Annotated in this window: 18 protein-coding genes; 8 read left to right on the plus strand and 10 right to left on the minus strand. The window is 72.9% G+C overall.

Annotated features, from left to right (window positions below; all coding sequences use genetic code 11):
• Nucleotides 1-308 precede the first annotated feature (308 nt).
• Both IE97_RS0133650 and rsmH read right to left on the minus strand, forming a co-directional pair.
• Nucleotides 309-758, minus strand: a complete 450-nt coding sequence (locus tag IE97_RS0133650; protein WP_030249223.1) for a septum formation initiator family protein — start codon at nt 756-758, stop codon at nt 309-311.
• 31 nt (nt 759-789) lie between these two features.
• Nucleotides 790-1,746 (minus strand): 16S rRNA (cytosine(1402)-N(4))-methyltransferase RsmH, encoded by a 957-nt coding sequence (gene rsmH, locus IE97_RS0133655; protein WP_078603476.1) that lies wholly within the window; start codon nt 1,744-1,746, stop codon nt 790-792.
• A 309-nt stretch (nt 1,747-2,055) separates the two neighbouring features.
• Between rsmH and IE97_RS0133660 the strand changes: the two genes are divergently transcribed.
• From IE97_RS0133660 to IE97_RS0133675, 4 genes are all read left to right on the plus strand, one after another.
• Nucleotides 2,056-2,667 (plus strand): beta-class carbonic anhydrase, encoded by a 612-nt coding sequence (locus IE97_RS0133660; RefSeq protein ID WP_078603477.1) that lies wholly within the window; start codon nt 2,056-2,058, stop codon nt 2,665-2,667.
• A 291-nt stretch (nt 2,668-2,958) separates the two neighbouring features.
• Entirely contained in the window at nt 2,959-3,999 is a 1,041-nt protein-coding gene (locus IE97_RS0133665; protein WP_030249235.1) for an AAA family ATPase, read from the plus strand.
• The gene (locus tag IE97_RS0133670; protein WP_030249239.1) at nt 3,999-5,363 is read left to right on the plus strand and encodes a DUF58 domain-containing protein; all 1,365 of its coding nucleotides are present in this window, start codon (nt 3,999-4,001) and stop codon (nt 5,361-5,363) included. Before IE97_RS0133665 ends, IE97_RS0133670 begins: the two co-directional genes overlap by 1 nt.
• Nucleotides 5,360-7,753 (plus strand): transglutaminase TgpA family protein, encoded by a 2,394-nt coding sequence (locus IE97_RS0133675; protein WP_030249243.1) that lies wholly within the window; start codon nt 5,360-5,362, stop codon nt 7,751-7,753. The genes IE97_RS0133670 and IE97_RS0133675 overlap by 4 nt, the downstream gene beginning before the upstream one ends.
• 457 nt (nt 7,754-8,210) lie before the next feature.
• Here the strand turns inward: IE97_RS0133675 and IE97_RS0133680 are convergent, their stop codons facing one another.
• The 3 genes from IE97_RS0133680 to IE97_RS0133690 all read right to left on the minus strand — a co-directional run bounded on the left by IE97_RS0133680 (nt 8,211) and on the right by IE97_RS0133690 (nt 10,517).
• On the minus strand, nt 8,211-8,609 hold the full coding sequence (locus IE97_RS0133680) for a DUF3040 domain-containing protein (protein WP_030249247.1): 399 nt from the start codon (nt 8,607-8,609) through the stop codon (nt 8,211-8,213).
• A gap of 277 nt (nt 8,610-8,886) precedes the next feature.
• On the minus strand, nt 8,887-9,693 hold the full coding sequence (locus tag IE97_RS0133685) for a methyltransferase (RefSeq protein WP_030249251.1): 807 nt from the start codon (nt 9,691-9,693) through the stop codon (nt 8,887-8,889).
• A 260-nt stretch (nt 9,694-9,953) separates the two neighbouring features.
• Nucleotides 9,954-10,517, minus strand: a complete 564-nt coding sequence (locus IE97_RS0133690) for an SAV_6107 family HEPN domain-containing protein (protein WP_030249254.1) — start codon at nt 10,515-10,517, stop codon at nt 9,954-9,956.
• A 176-nt stretch (nt 10,518-10,693) separates the two neighbouring features.
• Between IE97_RS0133690 and IE97_RS0133695 the strand changes: the two genes are divergently transcribed.
• The 4 genes from IE97_RS0133695 to IE97_RS0133710 all read left to right on the plus strand — a co-directional run bounded on the left by IE97_RS0133695 (nt 10,694) and on the right by IE97_RS0133710 (nt 16,136).
• A complete protein-coding gene (locus IE97_RS0133695; RefSeq protein WP_234331884.1) occupies nt 10,694-11,485 on the plus strand; it encodes an ATP-binding cassette domain-containing protein in 792 nt (263 codons plus the stop codon).
• Nucleotides 11,457-13,541, plus strand: a complete 2,085-nt coding sequence (locus IE97_RS0133700) for a YhgE/Pip domain-containing protein (protein ID WP_030249263.1) — start codon at nt 11,457-11,459, stop codon at nt 13,539-13,541. Before IE97_RS0133695 ends, IE97_RS0133700 begins: the two co-directional genes overlap by 29 nt.
• Before the next feature lie 56 nt (nt 13,542-13,597).
• A complete protein-coding gene (locus tag IE97_RS0133705; RefSeq protein ID WP_030249266.1) occupies nt 13,598-14,227 on the plus strand; it encodes a TetR/AcrR family transcriptional regulator in 630 nt (209 codons plus the stop codon).
• 415 nt (nt 14,228-14,642) lie between these two features.
• Nucleotides 14,643-16,136 carry a phytoene desaturase family protein gene (locus IE97_RS0133710; RefSeq protein ID WP_030249271.1) on the plus strand — a complete coding sequence of 498 codons (1,494 nt, stop codon included), beginning with the start codon at nt 14,643-14,645 and terminating at the stop codon, nt 16,134-16,136.
• 27 nt (nt 16,137-16,163) lie between these two features.
• Here IE97_RS0133710 and IE97_RS0133715 read toward each other — a convergent pair whose 3' ends face one another.
• From IE97_RS0133715 to IE97_RS0133735, 5 genes are all read right to left on the minus strand, one after another.
• Nucleotides 16,164-17,093, minus strand: a complete 930-nt coding sequence (locus IE97_RS0133715) for a membrane protein (protein ID WP_030249275.1) — start codon at nt 17,091-17,093, stop codon at nt 16,164-16,166.
• Nucleotides 17,094-17,149: 56 nt separating this feature from the next.
• Nucleotides 17,150-18,073: a methylenetetrahydrofolate reductase [NAD(P)H] gene (metF, locus tag IE97_RS0133720; RefSeq protein WP_030249279.1), complete on the minus strand. Its 924-nt coding sequence runs from the start codon at nt 18,071-18,073 to the stop codon at nt 17,150-17,152.
• Nucleotides 18,074-18,172: 99 nt separating this feature from the next.
• The gene (gene thiE, locus IE97_RS0133725; protein WP_030249284.1) at nt 18,173-18,829 is read right to left on the minus strand and encodes a thiamine phosphate synthase; all 657 of its coding nucleotides are present in this window, start codon (nt 18,827-18,829) and stop codon (nt 18,173-18,175) included.
• A gap of 504 nt (nt 18,830-19,333) precedes the next feature.
• The gene (locus IE97_RS0133730; RefSeq protein WP_020274483.1) at nt 19,334-19,699 is read right to left on the minus strand and encodes an Rv2175c family DNA-binding protein; all 366 of its coding nucleotides are present in this window, start codon (nt 19,697-19,699) and stop codon (nt 19,334-19,336) included.
• Between the two features lie 102 nt (nt 19,700-19,801).
• A complete protein-coding gene (locus tag IE97_RS0133735; protein ID WP_030249293.1) occupies nt 19,802-21,043 on the minus strand; it encodes an NAD(P)/FAD-dependent oxidoreductase in 1,242 nt (413 codons plus the stop codon).
• Nucleotides 21,044-21,073 lie beyond the last annotated feature (30 nt).

Raw genomic sequence — 21,073 nt, forward strand, 5'->3', positions numbered from 1 at the left:
GGGCGGGCCTGGCGGGGCCGGGCACGCGGCGGCGCGGTGGTTGCCTGCCGTGGTCGTCATCCACTTCCGTCACCTGCCGGGGGTCGGGGTCGGATCGGCCTGGGGGCCGGCGGACACGGTCTCGGGCGGACGCCGACCGGGCCGGCACCGGACCTCGGGACCGGCGGCGCGGAACGGAGACGGACCGCCGGACACCCCGGCCACCCGGCCGAAGACCCCAGCCACCGCGCCCCGGGGAGCGGAAGCCGCACCGGGGACCGGTACCCGACGGCGCGGTCGTCGCCTGCCGTGGTCGTCATCCACTTCCGTCACCTGCCGGGGATCGGGGCGGGGGCGTCGGTCATGGCCTCGGGTGCCAGGACCAGGGGGATGTGGGCGGAGGTCCGCAGGGCGCCGGGGGCGGGGCTGGGGACGCCCTTGACGGTGCCGTCGGGGGCGAGGAAGGCAGGGTCGCCGCCGGGGACCATGCCGAGTTCGCGGGCGCGGCGCTGCAGGGCCTCGGGAGCCGAGTAGGCGTCGATGTCCCGCTGGAGGGCCTGTTCCTCGTCGGTGAGGCTCTTGGTCTCACGCTGCAGGTCGTCGAGCCTGAAGGCGCCTTCGCTGAGGGCCGAGTTCAGCACCAGCAGGCAGATGAGACCGCCGCCGAGGAGGAGGACCACCAGGAGGACGAAGGGGGTGCGGGCCGCCTGCCCGGGGCCGGTCGGGAAGAGTCGCGCGAGACGGGCCGCCCTCCCCTTCAGTTCGGGTTTGCTGCTCACTCACGCTCCCTCGGTCCGGCCTGCACACGCCTCACTCGACGTCCTCCCTGATGCGCTGGGCGCCGCGCAGCCGCGCCGGTGCCGCACGCCGGTTCTCGGCGATCTCCTTCTCGGTGGGGAGTTCGGCACCTCGGGTGAGCAGCTTGAGCCGCGGCTGGTAGCGCTCGGGCACGACGGGCAGCCCGGGCGGCGCGGTGGTGGCGGCACCCGCCGCGAACACCTGCTTGACCAGCCGGTCCTCCAGCGAGTGGTACGACAGCACCGCGATCCGTCCGCCCACGTCGAGCGCCTTCACGGCGGCCGGGATCGCCCGCTCGAGCACGGCCAGTTCGCCGTTGACCTCGATGCGCAGGGCCTGGAAGGTGCGCTTGGCCGGGTTGCCGCCGGTGCGCTTGGCGGCCTGCGGCAGCGCGTCCCGGATCAGCTCGACCAGCCGCGCACTGTTGCTGAACGGCTCCTTCTCCCGCTCGCGCACGATCGCGCTCACGATCCGCTTGGCCTGCTTCTCCTCGCCGTACGCCCGCAGGATGCGCACCAGTTCGCCCGGCGGGTAGGTGTTGAGGACCTCGGCGGCGCTGACGCCGGCCGTCTGGTCCATGCGCATGTCGAGCGGGGCGTCCTGGGCGTAGGCGAAGCCGCGGTCGGCCTCGTCGAGCTGCATGGAGGAGACGCCGAGGTCGAACAGCACTCCCCGCACGCGCGCGATGCCGAGCTTGTGCAGCACCTCGGGGAGTTCGTCGTACACGGCGTGGACGAGGGTGGCGCGCTCGCCGTAGGGGGCGAGGCGCTCGCCGGACAGGCGCAGGGCCTCCTTGTCGCGGTCGAGGGCGACGAGACGGGCTTCGGGGAACCTCTCGAGGAGCGCCTCGCTGTGGCCGCCGAGACCGAGGGTGCAGTCGACGACCACGGCGTCCGGGCCCTCCAGGGCGGGTGCCAGCAGATCCAGGCACCGCTGGAGCATCACCGGGACGTGTCGACTCTCGCGCAAGGGGCCCTCTCAGATCCGGCGCGACCGTACGCACCGCCGGGTCCCCGCCCGCTCGTGAAGGGGAGGCCCGCCGGCGCCGGAGGCGTCAGCCGACCGGGAGCGGGAGGAGGCCGAGCCGTACGTACGCGCCGCGCACGTGGGAAGATCTCCGGGCGTCGCCGGGTCTCCGTTGAAAAGCAGTCCAGCGGGGAGAGACTCGCCTCCCGCTTCGCGTCACTTTAGTCCACCCTGTCGCCCGGTCAATCAACCGGCCTGCGCGTCGCGGCCGCCGGCACACCACCCTTGTGGGTTACCTCACTACAAGCCCCGATGACGTTCTTTGTCCCCTCTCACAGCGGGCCGAGAACGCTCGTGACCAGTAACGTCATGGATATGACGACTTCTGCATCGGTTCCCCCTGGCTCCAACGCCGCGACCACCGGCGGCACCGTCACCGACCGGCTCGTGGAGGCGAACCAGCGTTACGCGGCAGCCTTCACCGACCCCGGCATGGACGCCCGTCCTGTTCTGCGCGTCGCCGTCGTGGCCTGCATGGACGCCCGTCTCGACCTGCACGCCGCGCTCGGCCTCGAACTCGGTGACTGCCACACCATCCGCAACGCGGGCGGTGTCGTCACCGACGACGTGATCCGCTCGCTGACCATCAGCCAGCGCAAGCTGGGGACGCGCAGCGTCGTGCTCATCCACCACACCGGGTGCGGCCTGGAATCGCTCACCGAGGACTTCCGCACCGAGCTGGAGCTCGAGGTCGGGCAGCGTCCGGCGTGGGCCGTGGAGTCCTTCAAGGACGTCGACCAGGACGTGCGGCAGTCGATGCAGCGGGTGCGCACCTCGCCGTTCCTGCAGCACACCGACGACGTGCGGGGATTCGTCTTCGACGTGAAGACGGGCCTCCTGCGCGAGGTCCGTCCCGCCTCCTGACCTGGTCGCCGTGGGCCGCCCACGCCGGGAGAACCACGTGCCGTAGCTGTCGAAAACCTGTCAGTCACACGTTCGATAAGTCGCAAGACCGACATATCGCAGCCAGTTGTCCACAGTCGAGTGACACGAATCGGTAACGGCAGCAAGAATGCGGGGAGCGGCGTCACGCTGAGCGTTTCACGCGTGGTGTCCGTGGTTCGGGGTGGGCCGGCCCGCGTCTTGGTGCGTCGGCCCGGGAAAATGGGGTATCCCGTGCTCCCTGGGAGCAAGGGAAGGGCCGAGGAGGGCCGGGTGACGACCTATGACGATCGAGCGAGCCTCACTGACTTGACCGCCGTGGTGGAGCGCGTGCGGGATTCTGTGGAAGGCGTGATCGAGGGCAAGCCCGAGGTCGTACGGCTCTCGCTGACCGTGCTGCTCGCCGAGGGACATCTGCTGATCGAGGATGTCCCGGGAGTCGGCAAGACGATGCTGGCCAAGGCGCTGGCGCGGTCCATCGACTGCTCGGTGCGGCGCATCCAGTTCACGCCGGACCTGCTGCCGTCGGACATCACCGGTGTGTCCATCTGGGACCAGCAGCGCCGTGACTTCGAGTTCAAGCCGGGCGCGATCTTCGCGCAGGTGGTGATCGGCGACGAGATCAACCGCGCCTCGCCGAAGACGCAGTCCGCGCTCCTGGAATCGATGGAGGAGCGCCAGGTCACCATCGACGGCAAGACCTACGAGCTGCCCGGCCCGTTCATGGTGGTGGCGACGCAGAACCCGGTCGAGATGGAGGGCACCTACCCGCTGCCCGAGGCGCAGCGGGACCGCTTCATGGCCCGGGTCTCGGTCGGCTACCCCAGCGCGGAGGCCGAGCTGCAGATGCTGGACGTGCACGGCGGTGTCTCGCCGCTGGAGGACCTGCAGCCGGTGGCCCACGCGGACGAGATCCTCAAGCTGATCGAGGCGGTGCGCGGCGTCCACGTCGCCGAGCCGGTCCGGCGCTACGTGGTGGACCTGGTCGCCGCCACGCGCACGCACCCCGACCTGAGACTGGGCGCCTCCCCGCGTGCGACGCTGCACCTGCTGCGCGCGGCGAAGGCGACCGCGGCCCTGAACGGCCGGGAGTACGCCCTGCCGGACGACGTGCAGGCACTCGCCGTCGCCGTCCTGGCCCACCGGCTGCTGCCCACCGCGCAGGCACAGCTCAACCGCCGCACCGCCGAGCAGGTCGTCGAGGAGATCCTGCAGCGCACTCCGGTGCCGGCGGCGCCCCAGCAGCAGAGCGGCTTCGGCGCCATGGGCCGAGGCGTGCCGGCGTATCCCTCGCAGCCGCCGCGGAGGCTGTGATGACGACCGCGGGGACGGGGCACGCGGAGGCCGACCGGGAGGAGAAAGGTGGCATCCGCACCGCCCTGACCGGTCTGACCACCCGCGGACGCTCCTTCCTGGCGGCCGGCGTCGCGGCCGCCGTCTGCAGTTACGTGCTGGGGCAGAGCGACCTGCTCCGCGTCGGTCTGCTGCTGGCGGTGCTGCCGCTGGTCTGCACGACCGTGCTGTACCGCACGCGCTACCGGGTCGCGGGCAGCCGCCGCCTCTCCCCCGCGCGCGTGCCGGCCGGCGGCGAGGCCCGGGTCCACCTGCGGATGGACAACGTCTCGCGCCTGCCCACGGGGCTGCTGATGCTCCAGGACCGGGTGCCATACGTGCTCGGCCCGCGACCCCGTTTCGTGCTCGACCGGGTGGAGGCGGGCGGCCGCCGCGAGGTGTCCTACCGGGTCCGCTCCGACCTGCGCGGCCGCTACCCGCTGGGCCCGCTCCAGCTACGTCTGACCGACCCGTTCGGCATGTGCGAGCTGACCCGGTCCTTCTCGACGTACGACACCTTGACGGTGATCCCGCGCGTGGAGCCGCTGGCCCCGGTGCGGCTCAGCGGCGAGGCGAAGGGGTACGGCGACGGGCGGCAGCGGTCGCTCGCGCTGGCCGGCGAGGACGACGCGATCCCGCGCGGGTACCGCTACGGCGACGACCTGCGCCGTGTGCACTGGCGTTCCACCGCCCGCTACGGCGAGCTGATGGTGCGGCGTGAGGAGCAGCCGCAGCGTGCCCGGTGCACGGTGCTGCTCGACACCCGCGGCATCGCCTTCCAGGGCGCGGGCCCGGACTCGGCCTTCGAGTGGGCCGTGGCGGGCGCCGCGTCCGTGCTGGTGCACATGCTCGAACGGGGTTTCTCCGTCCGGCTGCTGACGGACACCGGCAACGCGGTGCCCGGCGAGAGCGGGGACGGTTTCGCGGGCGCGAGCCAGGGGTCGGCCGACGCGGCCGGGCTGATGATGGACATCCTCGCGGTGATCGACCACTCCGAGGGCGCGGGCCTGTCCCGGGCCTACGACGTGCTGCGCGGCGGGAACGAGGGGCTGCTGGTGGCCTTTCTCGGCGACCTGGACGAGGAGCAGGCCGCCGTCGCGGCCAGGATGCGGCAGCGCAGCCAGGGCGCGGTCGCCTTCGTGCTGGACAGCGACACCTGGGCCCGGGAACCGGGCGACGTGCCCGGTCCGCTGGACAGGAGCGGCGAGCGGCTGCGGCTGCTGCGCGAGGCGGGGTGGACGGCCCTCGGTGTGCCGCGCGGCGCCTCGATGGACGAGCTGTGGCGACACGCGGACCGGGAGCGCAGGGGCGTGGCCGCGGCGAGCGGCGGGGAGGGACCGCGATGAGCGGGCGGGTACGACTGACAGTGGGCGCGTGGGCGGCCACGCTGATGGCCGCGTGCGCCCTGCTGCCCCTCGTCAGACCGGCCACGTGGATCGTGCAGGCCGCCTTCCTGCTGGCCGTGCAGTCGGGCGTGGGTGCCGCGGCCCGCAGGGTGCCGCTGGCGCGACCGCTGACGGTGGCGGCCCAGGCCGTGGTCACGGTGCTGCTGCTGACGTTCGTGTTCGCCCGTGAGCAGGCCCTCGCCGGGCTGGTGCCCGGGCCGCAGGCCCTCGACCGCTTCGCGATCCTGCTCCGCCAGGGCGGGGAGGACATAGCGCGGTACGCGATACCGGCGCCCCTGGAGTCCGACGGCATCCGGCTGATGCTGATCGGTGGTGTCCTGATCATCGGCCTGCTGGTGGACACCCTCGCGGTGACCTTCCGCAGCGCCGCCCCGGCCGGGCTGCCGCTGCTCGCGCTGTACTCGGTGGCCGCGGGGCTGTCCGACGGGGGCACGGACTGGCTGTGGTTCCTCGTTGCGGCGGCCGGCTATCTGATGCTGCTCCTGGCCGAGGGACGGGACCGGCTCTCGCAGTGGGGCCGCGTCTTCGGCGGTGCCCCGCGCACGGCCGGAGGGGAGCTCAGCGGCGCTGTCGCCCCGGTCCGCACCGGCCGGCGCATCGGCGTGGTCGCGCTCGGCATCGCCCTGGTGGTGCCGCTCGGCCTGCCCGCGATGAACGGCGGCCTGCTGGACTCGGTGGGCACGGGCGCGGGCGGCGGCGCGGGCGGCGGCGGCACGATCTCCGCCGTGAACCCGCTGGTGTCGCTGCGCGACAGCCTGAACGTGGACGAGGACCGGCAGGTCCTCTCCGTGAAGACGAAGATGGCCGACGTCTCGGACCTGTACCTGCGGATCGTGTCCCTGGACGACTTCGACGGCACCACCTGGAAGCCGTCCCGGCGGTCCATCACCGCCGTCCCCGGCGGCACGTTCCCGACCCCGACCGGCCTCGGCCCCGACGTCAGGCGCACGGAGGTCGAGAGCACCATCACGGCGGCCGGCTGGTACGCCCAGGACTGGCTGCCCATGCCGTATCCGCCGAGCGACGTGGACATCAGGGGCAACTGGCGTTACGAGCCCGTGGGCATGACCCTGGTCGGCGACCACGGACAGAACACGCGCGGCCTGACGTACCAGGTCAGAAGCCTGGACGTGCAGCCGACGGCGGAGCAGCTGTCCTCGGCGCCGCCACCGCCGGCGGACATCGAGCGTGACTTCACCAAGCTTCCCGACTCGCTGCCGGCGGTGGTGGCCCGCACGGCCCGCCAGGTCACGACGGGCGCCGCCAATCCGTACGACCAGGCGGTCAAGCTCCAGGACTGGTTCGCGGTCACCGGCGGCTTCGAGTACGACACCCAGGTACAGGTCGGCAGCGGCTCGGAGGGGATCGCCCGCTTCCTGAGGGACAAGCAGGGCTTCTGCGTGCACTTCTCCTTCACGATGGCGGCGATGGCCCGCTCCCTGGGGATACCGGCCCGGGTCGCGGTGGGCTTCGCGCCGGGCTCCCCGCAGGCGGACGGCTCGGTGTCGGTGGGGCTGCGCGACGCGCACGCCTGGCCCGAGCTCTATTTCGAAGGTGTGGGCTGGACCCGCTTCGAGCCCACGCCGAACCGCGGCTCGATCCCGTCGTACACCCTGCCGGAGGACTCCGGCAGCTCGGTGCCGGACGCGGCCCGCCCGACCGAGACGTCGTCGGCGGCGCCCTCCGCTGCGCCCTCCGCGAGTGAGAGCTGCACGCCGGAGCAGAAGAAGCTGGACGGCGGGTGCTCGAGTGACTCCCCGCAGGCGGTGCTGCCCACGGACGGCGGCGGTCCGAAGTGGTACGCGATCCTGGGCTGGGCCCTCGCCGGCCTCGCCGCCCTGGCGCTACCGCTGGCACCGATGCTGTGGCGGCTGCGGTCCCGCGCGGTACGGCTGGGGGCGCATGGCCGTGGCGAGGCGGACGCGATGCCGCACACGCTGGCCGTCTGGGAGGAGCTGACCGACACCGCGTGGGACTTCGGCATCCCGCCGGACGAGTCGCTGACTCCGCGCAAGGCAGCCGCCCGGATCGTGCGGCTGGGCGAGCTCGACGCAGCCGCCGCGGATTCGGTGCACCGGGTGGCGAACGCGGTGGAGCAGGTCCTGTACGCACCGCATCCCCGCTCGACGGCGGGTCTCACGGAGGACGTCCGCCGTGTGACAGCGGGCCTGCGCGCGGCTGCCGGCCGCGGGACCGGGCTCCGCGCGGTCCTCGTCCCTCGCTCCACCGTGCGTGTGGTGTGGGCGGCGTCGGCCTGGTGGTCGGACGTGCGAAGGCGCGCCCTGGCGCTGCGGCCGGTGTGGCGGAAGGCATCGGGGCAGCAGGGCTGAGGGAGGCAGAGGGCTGACGGAACGGGGAGCCCAGGGGCCGCGGCTCCCCGGTCCCGGCTCCCGGAGCACGGGACCCGAGAAGCCCCGGCTACGGGAGCCACGGCTTCCGGTGCTCCGGCCGACGAAGCCACCGCCCCAGGAACCCCGGCTTAGACGCTCCGACTTCCGATGCTCCGGCCGACAAAGCCACCGCCCCAGGAACCCCGGCTTTAGACGCTCCGGCCGACGAAGCCACCACCTCAAGAGCCCCGGCTCCAGGTGCTCCGGCCGACGGAGCCCGCCTCGGCTGGAGCTCCGGCTTCGAAAGGCTCCTGCCCCAGCCCCGAGTTCTGGAGCTTCGGAGCAAGGGACCCGGCTGCGGGAGCAAGGGCTCTGGCATACGTCAGGGGGTGACCACCGACTCGGTGGTCACCCCCTGACTCACGTCTGCGCGAAGTCCTGGGCGCTGCGCTCCGGGCTAATGGCCGCCCTGCTCGTCGCGGCGCTTCTGCCAGCGCTGCTCGATGCGGTCCATCATCGAGCGCCGCTGCCGGCTCTGACGGCGGGCCTGGTGCCCTCCGCCCCCGGCCGCCTGTTCACCCGGCTTGGGCGCCTTGCGCCAGCCGGTCACGGCGAGCACCGCACAGCCCAGCATGACGAGGAAACCCACGACACTGAGCCAGACCTGCTGGGCGACCATACCGGCCATGAGGAGCGCAATACCTACGAGGAAGCCCGCGACCGCCTGGTAGACCCGTCGCCGGGTGTACGTACGCAGCCCGCTTCCCTCGAGCGCCGTCGCGAACTTGGGATCTTCGGCGTACAGCGCTCGCTCCATCTGCTCGAGCATGCGCTGCTCGTGCTCCGAGAGCGGCACGGAGTCCTCCTCATCGTGCAGTCGCCGGGGCGACCCGGGGGTCTCTTCAGGATAGGCAGGGAATCGCCCCCGTGAAACCCGCCCCTCTGCGCCAATTGGCCAACCGGAACCCGCCATGACGTCCCGGCTCGCTGAGGCTTCCATTCCCCGGCGGCCGACCCGTCATGCCGGAACGGTCTCCCTCGATCATACGGCGCCAAGCCCCCGTTCGGGGGGCCTGTGGCGTACTCCATGCGCTGCCGAGCCGCTGATCAGCGGCGGTGCCTCAGGAAGCGGCTCAGGCCTCGGTGGCCCCGCCGGTCTCACTGCCCCCATTGGTCTGGACCGCCTCACCAGTCTCACCCAGCACGTGGAGCTGCGTGGCCACCGCGTGGAAGGCGGGGAGCTCGGCCGCGACCTCCTCCAGCTTCAGCAGCGCTTCAAGGGCTCCGGGCTCGGTGTCCACGAGGACGCCGGGCACGAGGTCGGCGAAGACCCGCACGCCGTGCACGGCTCCGACCCGCAGACCCGCGGCCTCGACCAGGCCGGTGAGCTGCTCGACGGTGAAGCGGCGCGGAACGGGGTCACCCGTGCCCCATCGGCCGTTCGGGTCGTCGAGCGCCTGCCTGGCCTCCTTGAAGTGCCCGGCGAGGGCACGGGAGAGCACCGCACCGCCGAGACCGGCGGCGAGCAGGCTGAGCACGCCCTCCGCGCGCAGTGCGGCCACCGCGTTGCGCACGCCCTCGGCCGGATCGTCCACGTACTCCAGGACGCCGTGGCACAGCACCACGTCGTAGCCACCGCGCTCGGCCACGTCGAAGAGGCCGTGGGCGTCGCCCTGCACGCCCCGCACCCGGTCGGCGACCCCGGCCTCGGCGGCGCGGCGCTCCAGGGCGAACAGCGCGTTGGGGCTCGGGTCGACGACAGTGACCCGGTGTCCGAGGCGGGCGACGGGCACCGCGAAGTTGCCGCTGCCGCCCCCGGTGTCGAGGACGTCCAGCGACTCCCGGCCCGTGGCCTTGACCCGGCGGTCCAGTGAGTCCTGGAGGACCTCCCAGACCACGGCGGTACGGAGTGAGGCGCGGGGGCGCATCGGGTCCGACACGTCAGTTGACTCCTCGGCGCGGCACCGCCTCTTGCGCGGCGGAGCGAACGGGGTGCCTTCCCCGGGTCCGGGGTCCGGGAGGGGAAGACTTCAGGCCTCCCCCACCCTATTGCCTCCGGCACCGCGGCAAGCATGGCCCGGAGCTCACATGACCGCCCCCCCGTACTGCGCGGTGAGCCACGGCCCTTCATCGCCCCGTTCCGCCGGCTCCGCCCGGCCACGCGTCGCCGGTACTCACACGGACACCCCGCCGGCACCCGTCAGCCCGCGTCCGGCATGCCCCTCCCCGCTCCCTGGTCCGCCGCCTGGTCCTGGTCCGGGCGCGGCTGCGGGAGGACCGGCTGGAGGACGAGCATGCGCTCGACGAGGCGGAGGAACATCGCCACGTCGCGTATCAGGTCATCGGCGTCCCGGTTGGTGGCCGCGCCCTGGATGCCCGCCTCGGCCCGGGCGCGCCGTCGGGCGCCGGCGGCGAACAGCGCGCTCCACTCGGTCAGTTCGGGTGCGATCTCGGGGAGCACTTCCCACGCGCTCCTGATCTTGGCCCGGGCCCGGGGCGAGAGCTCGGGACGCCCACGGGCGGCGAGCACGGCCGCGGCGGTGCGCAGGGCGGCGAGGTGCGCCGTCGCGTAGCGCTCGTTCGGTGTCTCCAGGCCGGTCGCCTCGTCGAGGCCCGCGCGGGCCTGGGCGAGCAGGTCGAGGGCCGCGGGCGGGGCCGTGGCCCGGCGCAGCACGGGGTGCACGTCGCTCGCCGGGCCGGTCAGTGAGGGGGCAGGGCCGGTGGCGCGGCGCCGGCGAGCGGCTGCTGCGTGGTAGCTGGCCATGACGAACCTCCTGTCGTCTGGTGACGGCACCTCCTGCCACGGAGTGCCGTATGTGACCCATCGTGAGGTATGGCACTGACAATCCGTTCTGACCTGCTGTTTTGCCTCGCTCGTAGGTTCGGAGTAGTTTTTGCACTGACCAGTCAGTTCAAAAAGTTTACGATCGAAGGAGACTCGTGGGGGAACGAGTGGGAGGGGCCCGGGTCGCCGCCGAGGGCCTGGGGCTCAAGGGGCCGCGCGGATGGGCGTTCCGCGGCGTGTCCGTCGACGCGGAGCCGGGATCGGTCGTCGCGGTCGAAGGCCCGTCCGGGTCCGGCCGTACGTGCCTGCTGCTCGCGCTCACCGGGCGGATGAGGCTCACGGAAGGCACCGCCGCCGTCGGTGAGGCCGGGCTTCCCAAGGAGATGGCGGCGGTGCGCCGCGTCAGCGCCCTGGCCCACGTGCCCGGGGTCACCGACCTCGATCCGGCCTTCACCGTCGGCGAGCACCTGCGGGAACGGGCGCTGCTCCAGCGGCGGTTCGGCGACTCCCTGCGGGGTCTGCTGCGCCCCCGGAGCGAACGGGCCGCCCAGGCAGGGCAGCGCGTCGACGAGGCGCTGGCCGCCGCCGGTCTCGACCTGGAGGCGCTGCCCAAGGGCCCCCGTACCGCCGTGCGCGATCTGGAGCGCCTGGAGGCGCTTCGGCTGTCGGTGGCTCTCGCCCTGGTCGGCCGGCCGCGGCTGCTCGGGATCGACGACACCGACCTCAAGCTCTCGGACGGCGAGCGCGACGAGGTCTGGGGCCTGCTCCGGTCCGTCGCGGACGCCGGGACGACGATCGTCGCGGTGTGCGCCGAGGCCCCCGAGGACGCCGTCAGGGTGACCACCCAGGAGAGCGGGAGCGACGACCCCGACCGGGCGACCGACGAGACCGACGCCGATCAGGAAGAGGAGAAGGCCGATGCGCTCGCCGAAACTGGCCGCGCTTGAACTCCGCCGCTTCGGCCGGGGGAAGCTGCCGCGTGCCGCGCTGGTCGCGCTGCTGGTGCTGCCGCTGCTGTACGGCGCGCTGTACCTGTGGTCGTTCTGGGACCCGTACGGCCGTCTGGACCGTATCCCGGTGGCGCTCGTGAACGACGACAAGGGCGCGACCGCCGACGGGAAGAGGATCACGGCGGGCGACGACATCACGGAGCGGCTGCACGACAGCAGGACCTTCGACTGGCGGGAGGTGAGCGCCGCCGAAGCCCGCAGGGGCGTGGAGGACGGCACGTACTACCTGTCGCTCACCATGCCCGCCGACTTCAGCGAGCGGATCGCCTCCAGTTCCGGGGACTCCCCCGAGTCCGGCGCCCTCCAGGTGCGCACCAACGACGCGAACAACTACATCGTCGGGCAGATCTCCCGGACCGTGTTCAGCGAGGTGCGGCAGGCCGCGTCCACGAAGACCTCCCGGTCCTTCCTGGACAAGATCTTCGTCTCGTTCTCCGACATCCACGGCAAGACCGTGCAGGCGGCGAAGGGGGCCGACCAGCTCAAGGGCGGCATAGGCAAGGCCGAGAAGGGCTCCAAGGACCTCGCCGACGGCCTGCGGGACGCCAAGGACGGCAGTGGCGAGCTGTCCCAGGCCCTGAAGAAGCTCACCCAGGGCGCGGGCGCCCTGGAGACCGGTTCCCAGGGCGTCGCCGACGGCACGCGGAAACTGGCCGACTGGGTCAACGGCAAGGCCGGCAAGGTGGGCCCCTTCATCAAGGACAACGAGAAGAGCATCGGCGACACGGCCCAGCTCGTCGCCGACTCCTCCGGGGCGATCCGCGAGCACCTGGACACCCTGGCGGAGAGGGCCCCGACCGCCGCCAGGGGCGCCCGCGCGGCGTCCGGCACGCTGGACGACGTCTACGCCAGGCGCTGCGACGACCCGGTGCTGCCCGACGCCGCCTGCGCCGACCTGAAGAAGGCCAAGGACGCGGCGGCCGACGTGTCCACCATCGCGGACGACCTCAACACGCTGATCGCGGACCAGGACGGCGACCTGGACCGGCTCGACAAGAACCTCGCCACCCTGCAGAAGCAGTCCCAGGCCCTCGCCGACCGGGCGCCACGCCTCTCCGAGGACCTCGATGACGCCGTCAAGAAGATCAACAAGCTGAACGACGGGGCTGCCCAGGTCGCCGCGGGCGCGAAGAAGCTGCACTCGGGGCTCGGCAAGGCCAAGACCGGTTCCGTCGATCTGGACAAGGGCGTCGGCGAGCTGAAGACGGGCGCGGACGACCTCAACGGCGGCATCTTCAAGCTCGTCGGCGGCTCCGGGAAGCTCGCCGGCGGCCTGCACGACGGGGCGGAGAAGATCCCCGACTACGACAAGCAGGACCGCGACCGGCGCACCGAGGTCATGGCCGACCCCGTACGGCTCGCCTCCCATGACCTGCACAAGGCGCCCAACTACGGCACCGGGTTCGCCCCGTACTTCATCCCGCTCTCCCTGTGGGTGGGCGCGATGGTCGCCTACATGCTGATCACGCCGATGAACCGGCGTGCGCTGGCCGCGGGTGCCTCGGCGTGGCGGATCGCGCTGGCGGGCTGGCTGCCGGTGGTGGCGATCGGGGTGCTGCAGACGGTGGCCCTGATGTCGGTGCTGCACTGGGCGGTCGGCCTGCAGATGGCGCGGGCGGCCGGGACGGTGTGCTTCCTGTTCCTGGTGACGGCCTGTTTCGCGGCGATCGTGCAGTGGCTGAACGCGCGCTTCGGGGCGGCGGGCCGGATCCTCGTCCTCGCCCTGCTGATGCTCCAGCTGACCTCGGCGGGCGGCACGTACCCCGTGCAGACCAGTCCGGGCTTCTTCAACGCGCTGCACCCCTTCCTGCCGATGAGCTACGTCGTCGAGGCCCTCAGGCGGCTCATCACGGGCGGCGGCATGGACCCGGTGTGGCAGGCCTGCGTGGTGCTGACGGCGTTCACGGCGGGCGCCCTCGCGCTGACCGCCGTGGCGGCCCGTCGCCGCCAGGTGTGGACGCTGGACCGGCTGCACCCGGAGCTGAGCCTGTGAGTCCTTCCGTCGCCTCTCCCGGATCTCCCGGAAAGGTTCCTGTGACAATCAGGGCCATGGAAAGCAGCAGTGCCGCGTCGGGCGGCAGCACGCGCCGCGAGGCCACCCGGCAGAAGCTCTACGAGGCGGCCGTCACACTCATCGCCGAGCAGGGCTTCTCCGCCACGACCGTGGACGAGATCGCCGAACGTGCCGGGGTGGCGAAGGGCACGGTCTACTACAACTTCGCGAGCAAGTCCGTCCTCTTCGAGGAGCTGCTGCGGCACGGGGTCGGTCTCCTCACCGCCTCACTGCGGGAGGCGGCCGAGCGGACCGAGCGGGAGGGCGGCACCAAGGTCGACGCGCTCGACGCGATGATCCGCGCGGGGCTGGTCTTCATCGACCGCTACCCGGCCTTCACCCAGCTGTACGTGGCCGAGCTGTGGCGCACCAACCGGACCTGGCAGTCCACGCTGATGGTGGTCCGGCAGCAGGCCGTCGCGGTCGTGGAGGGCGTGCTGAGCGACGGCGTGGCGGGCGGCGAGTTCAGCGACGAGATCGACGTCCCGCTGACGGCGTCCGCGCTGGTCGGCATGGTCCTGGTGGCCGCCCTCGACTGGAAGTCCTTCCAGCCGGAGCGCTCCCTGGACGACGTCCACGCGGCGCTGTCCAGGCTGCTCCAGGGACGGGTGAGCGGCTGCCGCTGACCCGTCTGGTGGCGCACATGTGAAAGCGCCGGTCCGGTGTGGCCGCGTCCCCCGCGGGCCACCTCGAACCGGCGCCTTCCCTGCTCCCCCGTCCGTCCTGCTCCCCCGTGCGTTCCCCCGCAGGACCCGCAGGACCCCCGTTCGGTCGTCCCCCGGTATTCCCCCGTGCCTCGCTTCCGCCGACGCCGTCGGCGGAAGGAGCGGATCGCGGGCCCGGCTCCGTTCCGGCGCCCCGTGTCGCCGGTGCCGGAGCCGTGCCCCTCTCCGTGTCTCCACTCTCTCGTCCCGGCAGGTCCTCCCCCATCCGCGCGCGTACTCAACTCCCTGGCTAGGTACGCATACTCAGGGGTGCGCGCCCAACCCCAGAACGCTCCGCCGGCGAGGGCTGTCCGTGCGGGCCGATAAAGTCGCTGGCATGGCACGGATTGCGGTGATCGGCGCCGGGATGGGCGCGCTGGCGGCCGCCGCCCGGCTGGCCGTCGCGGGCCACCGGGTGGTGGTGTACGAGCGGACGGACACGTACGGCGGAGCGCTGCGCCGTTTCGAGCGCGACGGGTTCTCCTTCGACACCGGTCCCGGCCTGCTCCCGCTGCCCGCCGTCTACCGCGACCTGTTCGTCAAGACCGGCAAGGAGCCGCTGGAGGCGTGCGTCGAGCTGGTCCAGGTCGACCCGTCGTCCCGGCACGTGTTCGCCGACGGCACGGAGGTGTCGCTGCCGAACGCCTCACGGGCGGGCGTCGTGGCGGCGCTGGACGAGGCGCTCGGCTCCGGGACGGGTGAGCGGTGGGGTGACTTCCTGGTCCGGGCCCGGGAGGCCTGGGACCGGACCCGCCGGCCGCTGCTGGAAGAGCCGTTGTGGCCGAACTGGCAGGTGCTGGCCGAGCGCGAGCCGTACCCGGCGGCGCCCCGCAAGCGGCTGCTGCGCACCCGCCGGGCCGGCACACTCGCCGAAGTCGCCGACTGGGAGCTCGGGGACGCCCGGCTCGCCGCCCTCCTGGAGAGTCACGCCGTCCGGCACGGCCTCGACCCGCGGACCACCCCGGCGAGCGCGGCCGTACTGCCGTACCTGGAGCACGCCTTCGGCACCTGGTACGTGCGCGGCGGCCTGCGCGAGCTGGCCCGCGCGGTGTACGAGCGGTGCGTGGCCCGCAGGGTCGAGTTCCGTTTCGGGGCCGAGGTGACCAGGGTGCTGGAGAAGGACGGCCGGGTGTCGGGGCTGGAACTCACCGACGGGACGGTGGCGGAGGCGGACGTCGTGGTCGCCGGTGTCGCGCCCGGCACGCTGGACCGGCTGACCGAGGGGACCGTGGTGCGGGGTGACGGCGAGGTGCCGCCGCAACTCCCGACGGCCGGCCGGCTCACGGTGCTGCTGGCCCTGCGCGGCGGCCGCCCCGAGGGCACGGCACACCGCACGGTGGTGCACGCACCGGACCGCGAGGCCGAGTTGGATGCCCTGTTCGGCGCGGCGGCGCGGGACTCACGGCCCACGGTCACGGTCCTGCGGCCCGACGACCCGGCCCTGGTTCCGGACCCGGACCACGAGGCGGTCGTTCTCAGCGCGGTGGTGCCCGCGCGTCCCGACGAGCCCTTCGAGCAGTACGCCGAGCACGTGATCACCGCCGCCGGACGCGCCGTACCCGGCCTGCGCGACCGCCTCCTCTGGCACGAGGTGCGCACTCCGGCCGACATCGAGGACGCGACGGGCGCGGAGGGCGGGGCGGTGCCGGCCCCGGCACTGGCCGCGGCCGGCGGTCGGCTGCTGCATCCGTCCAACAGCACGCGCCTGCCCGGCCTGTTCGCCGTCGGCGGCTGGGCGCATCCCGGTGGCGGACTGCCGCACGCCGGCATGTCGGGCGCGCTGGTCGCGGGACTGATCGTGGAGGGACCGGAGTTCCGGGGCTCGCAGTGAGCAGTCCGCCCCGGACGGAGTCAGGCCTCAGAAACGGTACTGCTCGTCGAAGCCGTTCCCCTGCGCCTGCTGCCCCTGGTAGGGATACGACTGCTCCGGCGGCAGCTCCTGACCGTACTCGTCGGTGTCGCGCTGCTGCGGCACCCACACACCGCCGGGCGGGGACTCACCGCCGTAGGTGCCGGCGTACTGGTCCTGGCCGTAGCCCTGCTGGCCGTAGTACTGCTGGTCGCCGTAGCCGGTGTCGTACGAGCCCGAGCCGTAGGTCCCGGTGCCGATGTACGGGTCGGAGTAGGCGGCGTACTGCTGCTGGCCCGTGGCGTCGTAGCTCTCCTGCTGACCGTAGCCCGGGTAGTCGTAGGCGTAGGACTGGTCGCTGCCCTGGGCGGTGGCCGCGTACTGGTCGTGGGACGAGCCGGAGTGGTACCCGGTGTCGCCGTAGACGCCGTAGGAGCCGGTGTCCTCGGGGACCGGCTGCGGTTCGTAGACGGCCGTGGTCTCGGCGTCCGTCGCCCGGCTGGAGCGGGCGGGGCTGAAGACGTCGTCGCGGTCGTAGTCGTCGTCCTGGCCGTGGGCGGCGGTGTCGCGGCGGTAGGCGGCCTCGTCCGCGTAGCCGCCGTCGGCCGCCTCCAGGCCGGAGACCTCGAGGGTCGGCTCCTGGCGGCCGCGCTCACCCCGGCGGCGCTTGCTGCCGCCCAGCACCGGCGCGTTCATCGCCCAGCCGGCCGAGAAGCCGCTGCGGAACGACAGGGTGACGTAGGTCTGCCCGACCGCGAAGGCGGCCGCGCCCAGTCCGATCACGACGACCGACGGGATCAGGACTCCGATCACGACGCCGAGGAAACCGGCGAAGGCGAGCAGTCGCCAGCGCAGCCGCGCCTTGTACTGCAGCAGCACCTCGCCCAGCAGCCACAGCGCGACGACGCCGAACGCGATGTAGAGGACCGTCCAGCCCATGTACGCCCCTCTCCCAGTGGCCGCTACGCAGTGTGTCGTATACCGGTGCGAACGGTCTAGGCCTGCCGCGTGTGGTGCAGGCCCAGGTTCTCGTAGATTTCCAGTGTCGCGGTGGAGTTGTTGAGCGTGATGAAGTGCAAGCCGGGCACACCCTCGGCGAGCAGCCGCGCACAGAACTCCGTGGCGAATTCGATACCAATGGAGCGTACAGCGGCCGGATCGTCTTTTGCTGTGAGGATCCGCTCTTTCAGGGCGGCCGGGAACGCGGCGTTGGTGAGGGACCCGATCCGCTCCAGCGACCTCACACTGGCGATCGGCATGACCTCGGGAATGATCGGGGTCTCGCAGCCGGCGGCGGAGACCCGGTCGCGCAGCCGCAGATAGTCCTCCGGGTGGAAGAACATCTGGGTGATGGCGTAGTCCGCGCCCGCGCGGCACTTGTCGACGAAGTGACGGACGTCGGTGTCCCAGTCGGTGGAGCGGGGGTGCATCGCCGGGAAGGCGGCGACGCCCACGCAGAAGTCGCCGGAGGCCTTGATCAGCTCGACCAGTTCGGCCGCGTAGGCGAGGCCCCGGGGGTGCGGCACCCACTCGCCCATGGGATCGCCGGGCGGGTCGCCGCGCAGGGCGAGCATGTTGCGGATCCCGGCGTCGGCGTACTGGCCGATGATGTTGCGCAGGTCGGCCACCGAGTGGTCGACCGCCGTGAGGTGCGCGATCGGCGTGAGGGTGGTGTCCGAGGCGATCGCCTCGGTCGCCTTGACCGTGCCCGCGCGGGTGGAGCCGCCGGCTCCGTAGGTCACGGAGACGAAGTCGGGCGCCACCGCCTCGACCCGGCGCAGCGCGTTCCACAGGTTCCGCTCGCCCTTCGGGGTCTTCGGGGCGTAGAACTCGAACGAGTACGTCGTTTTGCCGGTCGCGAGCATGTCACGGACGGTGCGCGCGTGGTCCGACCTGATGGATGCGGTGCCGAGGGCCATACCGGCAGGTTAGCCAGGGGCGGTCGGTCCCCCAACCGGACCCCGGACATTTGCCCGAATTGTCGCCTTGTTCGTCCACTCCTTGGACAAACCGGCGCGCTACTCCTCCCGCAGGCGCTTGGCGAGCTCGACGGAGGCCGCGCCCGGGTCGTCGGCCTCGGTGATCGCCCGCACGACGACGACGCGCCGGGCCCCTGCTTCCAGGACCTGGTCGAGGTTGGCGAGGTCGATGCCGCCGATGGCGAACCAGGGGCGGTCGGTGCCGAGGGCTGACGTGTACCGGACGAGGTCCAGGCCGGGGGCGTGACGGCCGGGCTTGGTCGGGGTGGGCCAGCACGGGCCGGTGCAGAAGTAGTCCACGCCGTCCTGCACGGCTGCCGCGGCGGCCTCGGACTCGGCGTGGGTGGAGCGGCCGATCAGGACGTCCTCGCCGAGGATCGCGCGGGCGGCCGGGACCGGGAGGTCGCCCTGGCCGAGGTGCAGGACGTCGGAGCCGGCGGCGTGGGCGACGTCCGCGCGGTCGTTGACCGCGAGGAGCTTGCCGTGCCGGGCGCAGGCGTCGGCGAAGACGGCCAGGTGCTCCAGCTCCTCGGCCGCCTCCATGCCCTTGTCGCGCAGCTGCACGATGTCCACGCCGCCCGCCAGCACGGCGTCCAGGAACTCCGCGAGATCGCCCTGCCGCTTGCGGGCGTCGGTGCAGAGGTAGACCCGGGCGTCAGCGAGCTGGGCGCGGGCGGTGGTCGCGGTGCCGGGCATATGTCCCCCTGGTTCGTCGGTGTCGGGCCGGGGCGCGCGGGAACGCCCCTGCCGGTGGCGGGCCGGGGCGCGCGGGAACGCCCCTGCCGGTGGCGGGCCGGGGCGCGGGAACGCCCCGGCCCATGCCGGGCCAAGGCGTGGAAACGCCCCTACCGGTGGCTGCCCGGCGTCGAAGAGCCGGCACGGCCTGGATCACAGCTGCCGATTCGGGTTGTGCCGCCGGAGCGGCGCCACCTGCCGTGACGGCCGGGGCGTCTCATCCGGGCGCGGCCGGAGCGCGGCAGCACCAGCGCGCGAAGCGCCGAACGCGCCGTGGGCACATTACGCGCCCGGCCCGGATGCACTCAGGCCGGACCCCGAAGGGAGAGGCGAACCGGCACGGACCGGCCCGAGGCCGTGACCCCACGGGCCCCGGCCCACTCACGGGCGGTTGTGCGCGCCCGGCCCCGCTCGTACGGCATGTGCTCGTACCGCAAGGCCGGACGGTTGTTCGGTCGAGGTCGGTCAGACCGCGAGCGCCTGGGCGCGGCGCTTCACCTCCGTGCCGCGATTCTCACTCAGCGCCTGCGCCGGTGTGCCGGGCAGGCTGGGGTCGGGGGTGAAGAGCCACTCCAGCATCTCTTCGACCGTGAAGCCGTCGTCCCGCAGGAGCGTCAGGGTCCCGGACAGGCCCTTGACGACCTTGTCCCCGTCGATGAAGGCCGCGGGGACATGCAGCGCGCGGTTCTCACCGCGGCGTACGGCGATGAGCTGGCCCTCCTTGACCAGCTGCCGCACCCGTGTCACCTCGACGCCGAGCTGTTCGGCGATGTCGGGGAGGGTGAGCCAGGCAGGGACGAGAGCATCGATCTTTGCGTCAATCTCGGTCACGGAAACAAGCCTGCCATCCCCCACTGACAGTCGGAAGCCGGGCGGGTCCACCCGGGCGGACACACCCGGACGGACGCACCCGCCCGAGCGCCTCGGGCCCGCCTACGCCGTCGCCGCCTTGAGCGGCCTCGCCGGGTCCGCCAGCAGCGTCGGGTTCATCGGTGTGCCCGACTCGATCAGGCGCCGCCCCTGCGCCAGGTCCCGGGGGCGACCCACCGCCAGCAGCGCGACCAGCCGGTCGCCGCGGAGCCAGCAGACCGTCCAGGCCGGTCCGGCCGGGTCGCCACGCCACAGGGTCGTGTCGGCGGCCGCGTGGTGCCCCGCGTACTGCACGAACCGCCCGAACTGCTCGGACCAGAAGTAGGGCACCGGGTCGTACACCGCCGGCGTCTCCCCCGAGGCCCGTCCGATGATGTTCACGGCGACGGTGCGCGGGCCCTGGAGAGCGTTGTCCCAGTGGTGGACCAGGAGCCGCTCGCCGTACCGCCCGGAGGGGAAGGAGGCACAGTCTCCGACCGCGTACACGTCCGGCACCGACGTCCGCAGGTGCTCGTCGGCCACGATCTCGCCCTGAACGCCCAGCTCGATCCCGGAGCCGGACAGCCAATCGGTGGCCGGACGGGCGCCGATACCGACGACGACCGCGCCCGCGGGCAGCCGCGCACCGTCGTCGAGGAGCACCGCGCCGGGCTCGACGCGCTCCACGCGCGTGCGCGTCCGCAGCACGGCTCCCGCGTCGGCGTACCAGCCGGCCATCGGCGCGGCGACCTCGGCGGGCAGCGCCCCCGCGAGCGGCCGCTCGGCGGCCTCCACGACCGTCACCGCGCAGCCCGCCTCACGCGCGGCGGTGGTGAACTCCGCGCCGATCCAGCCCGCCCCCACGACCACGACGTCGTGCTGCCGCGCCAGCACCGGCCGCAGCCGCTCGGCGTCGTCCAGGGTGCGCAGCAGATGCACGCCGGGCACGCCCTCGGACCCGGGCAGCCGGATCGGCTCGGCGCCGGTCGCGACGACCAGGACGTCGTAGGGCACGGGCCCCTCCCCGGTGTCCAGCTCGTGGCCGCCCGGGCGCAGGCCGGTCACCTCGCAGCCCAGCCGCAGCTCGATCCCGAGGGCCTCGAAGTCGACGTCGAAGGCGGAGTGCTCGGACTTGCCGAGCAGGACGGCCTTGGACAACGGGGGCCGGTCGTACGGCTGGTGGGGCTCGGCTCCGATCAGGACCACGTCGCCGGTGAAGCCCCGCTCCCGCAGGGCGACCGCGGTCTGCACACCGGCCATGCCCGCGCCCGCCACGACCACCCGCCGCGGCGCGGACGGCCCTGCTTCCTGCCTCTGCTCGCTCACCTGATCACCATAGACAACTGACAGTCTGTC

Source organism: Streptomyces sp. NRRL S-455 (assembly GCF_000717875.1).
Lineage (GTDB): Bacteria > Actinomycetota > Actinomycetes > Streptomycetales > Streptomycetaceae > Streptomyces.

Excerpts from the sequence above, each read along its gene's own strand:
- IE97_RS0133715 (WP_030249275.1), bottom strand. The coding sequence starts at position 17,093 with ATGGGCTGGACGGTCCTCTACATCGCGTTCGGCGTCGTCGCGCTGTGG.
- IE97_RS0133690 (WP_030249254.1), bottom strand. The coding sequence starts at position 10,517 with ATGGCCAGCTACCACGCAGCAGCCGCTCGCCGGCGCCGCGCCACCGGC.
- thiE (WP_030249284.1), bottom strand. The coding sequence starts at position 18,829 with ATGCCCGGCACCGCGACCACCGCCCGCGCCCAGCTCGCTGACGCCCGG.
- IE97_RS0133675 (WP_030249243.1), top strand. The coding sequence starts at position 5,360 with ATGAGCGGGCGGGTACGACTGACAGTGGGCGCGTGGGCGGCCACGCTG.
- IE97_RS0133700 (WP_030249263.1), top strand. The coding sequence starts at position 11,457 with ATGCGCTCGCCGAAACTGGCCGCGCTTGAACTCCGCCGCTTCGGCCGG.
- IE97_RS0133660 (WP_078603477.1), top strand. The coding sequence starts at position 2,056 with ATGACGTTCTTTGTCCCCTCTCACAGCGGGCCGAGAACGCTCGTGACC.
- metF (WP_030249279.1), bottom strand. The coding sequence starts at position 18,073 with ATGGCCCTCGGCACCGCATCCATCAGGTCGGACCACGCGCGCACCGTC.
- IE97_RS0133710 (WP_030249271.1), top strand. The coding sequence starts at position 14,643 with ATGGCACGGATTGCGGTGATCGGCGCCGGGATGGGCGCGCTGGCGGCC.
- IE97_RS0133670 (WP_030249239.1), top strand. The coding sequence starts at position 3,999 with ATGACGACCGCGGGGACGGGGCACGCGGAGGCCGACCGGGAGGAGAAA.
- IE97_RS0133705 (WP_030249266.1), top strand. The coding sequence starts at position 13,598 with ATGGAAAGCAGCAGTGCCGCGTCGGGCGGCAGCACGCGCCGCGAGGCC.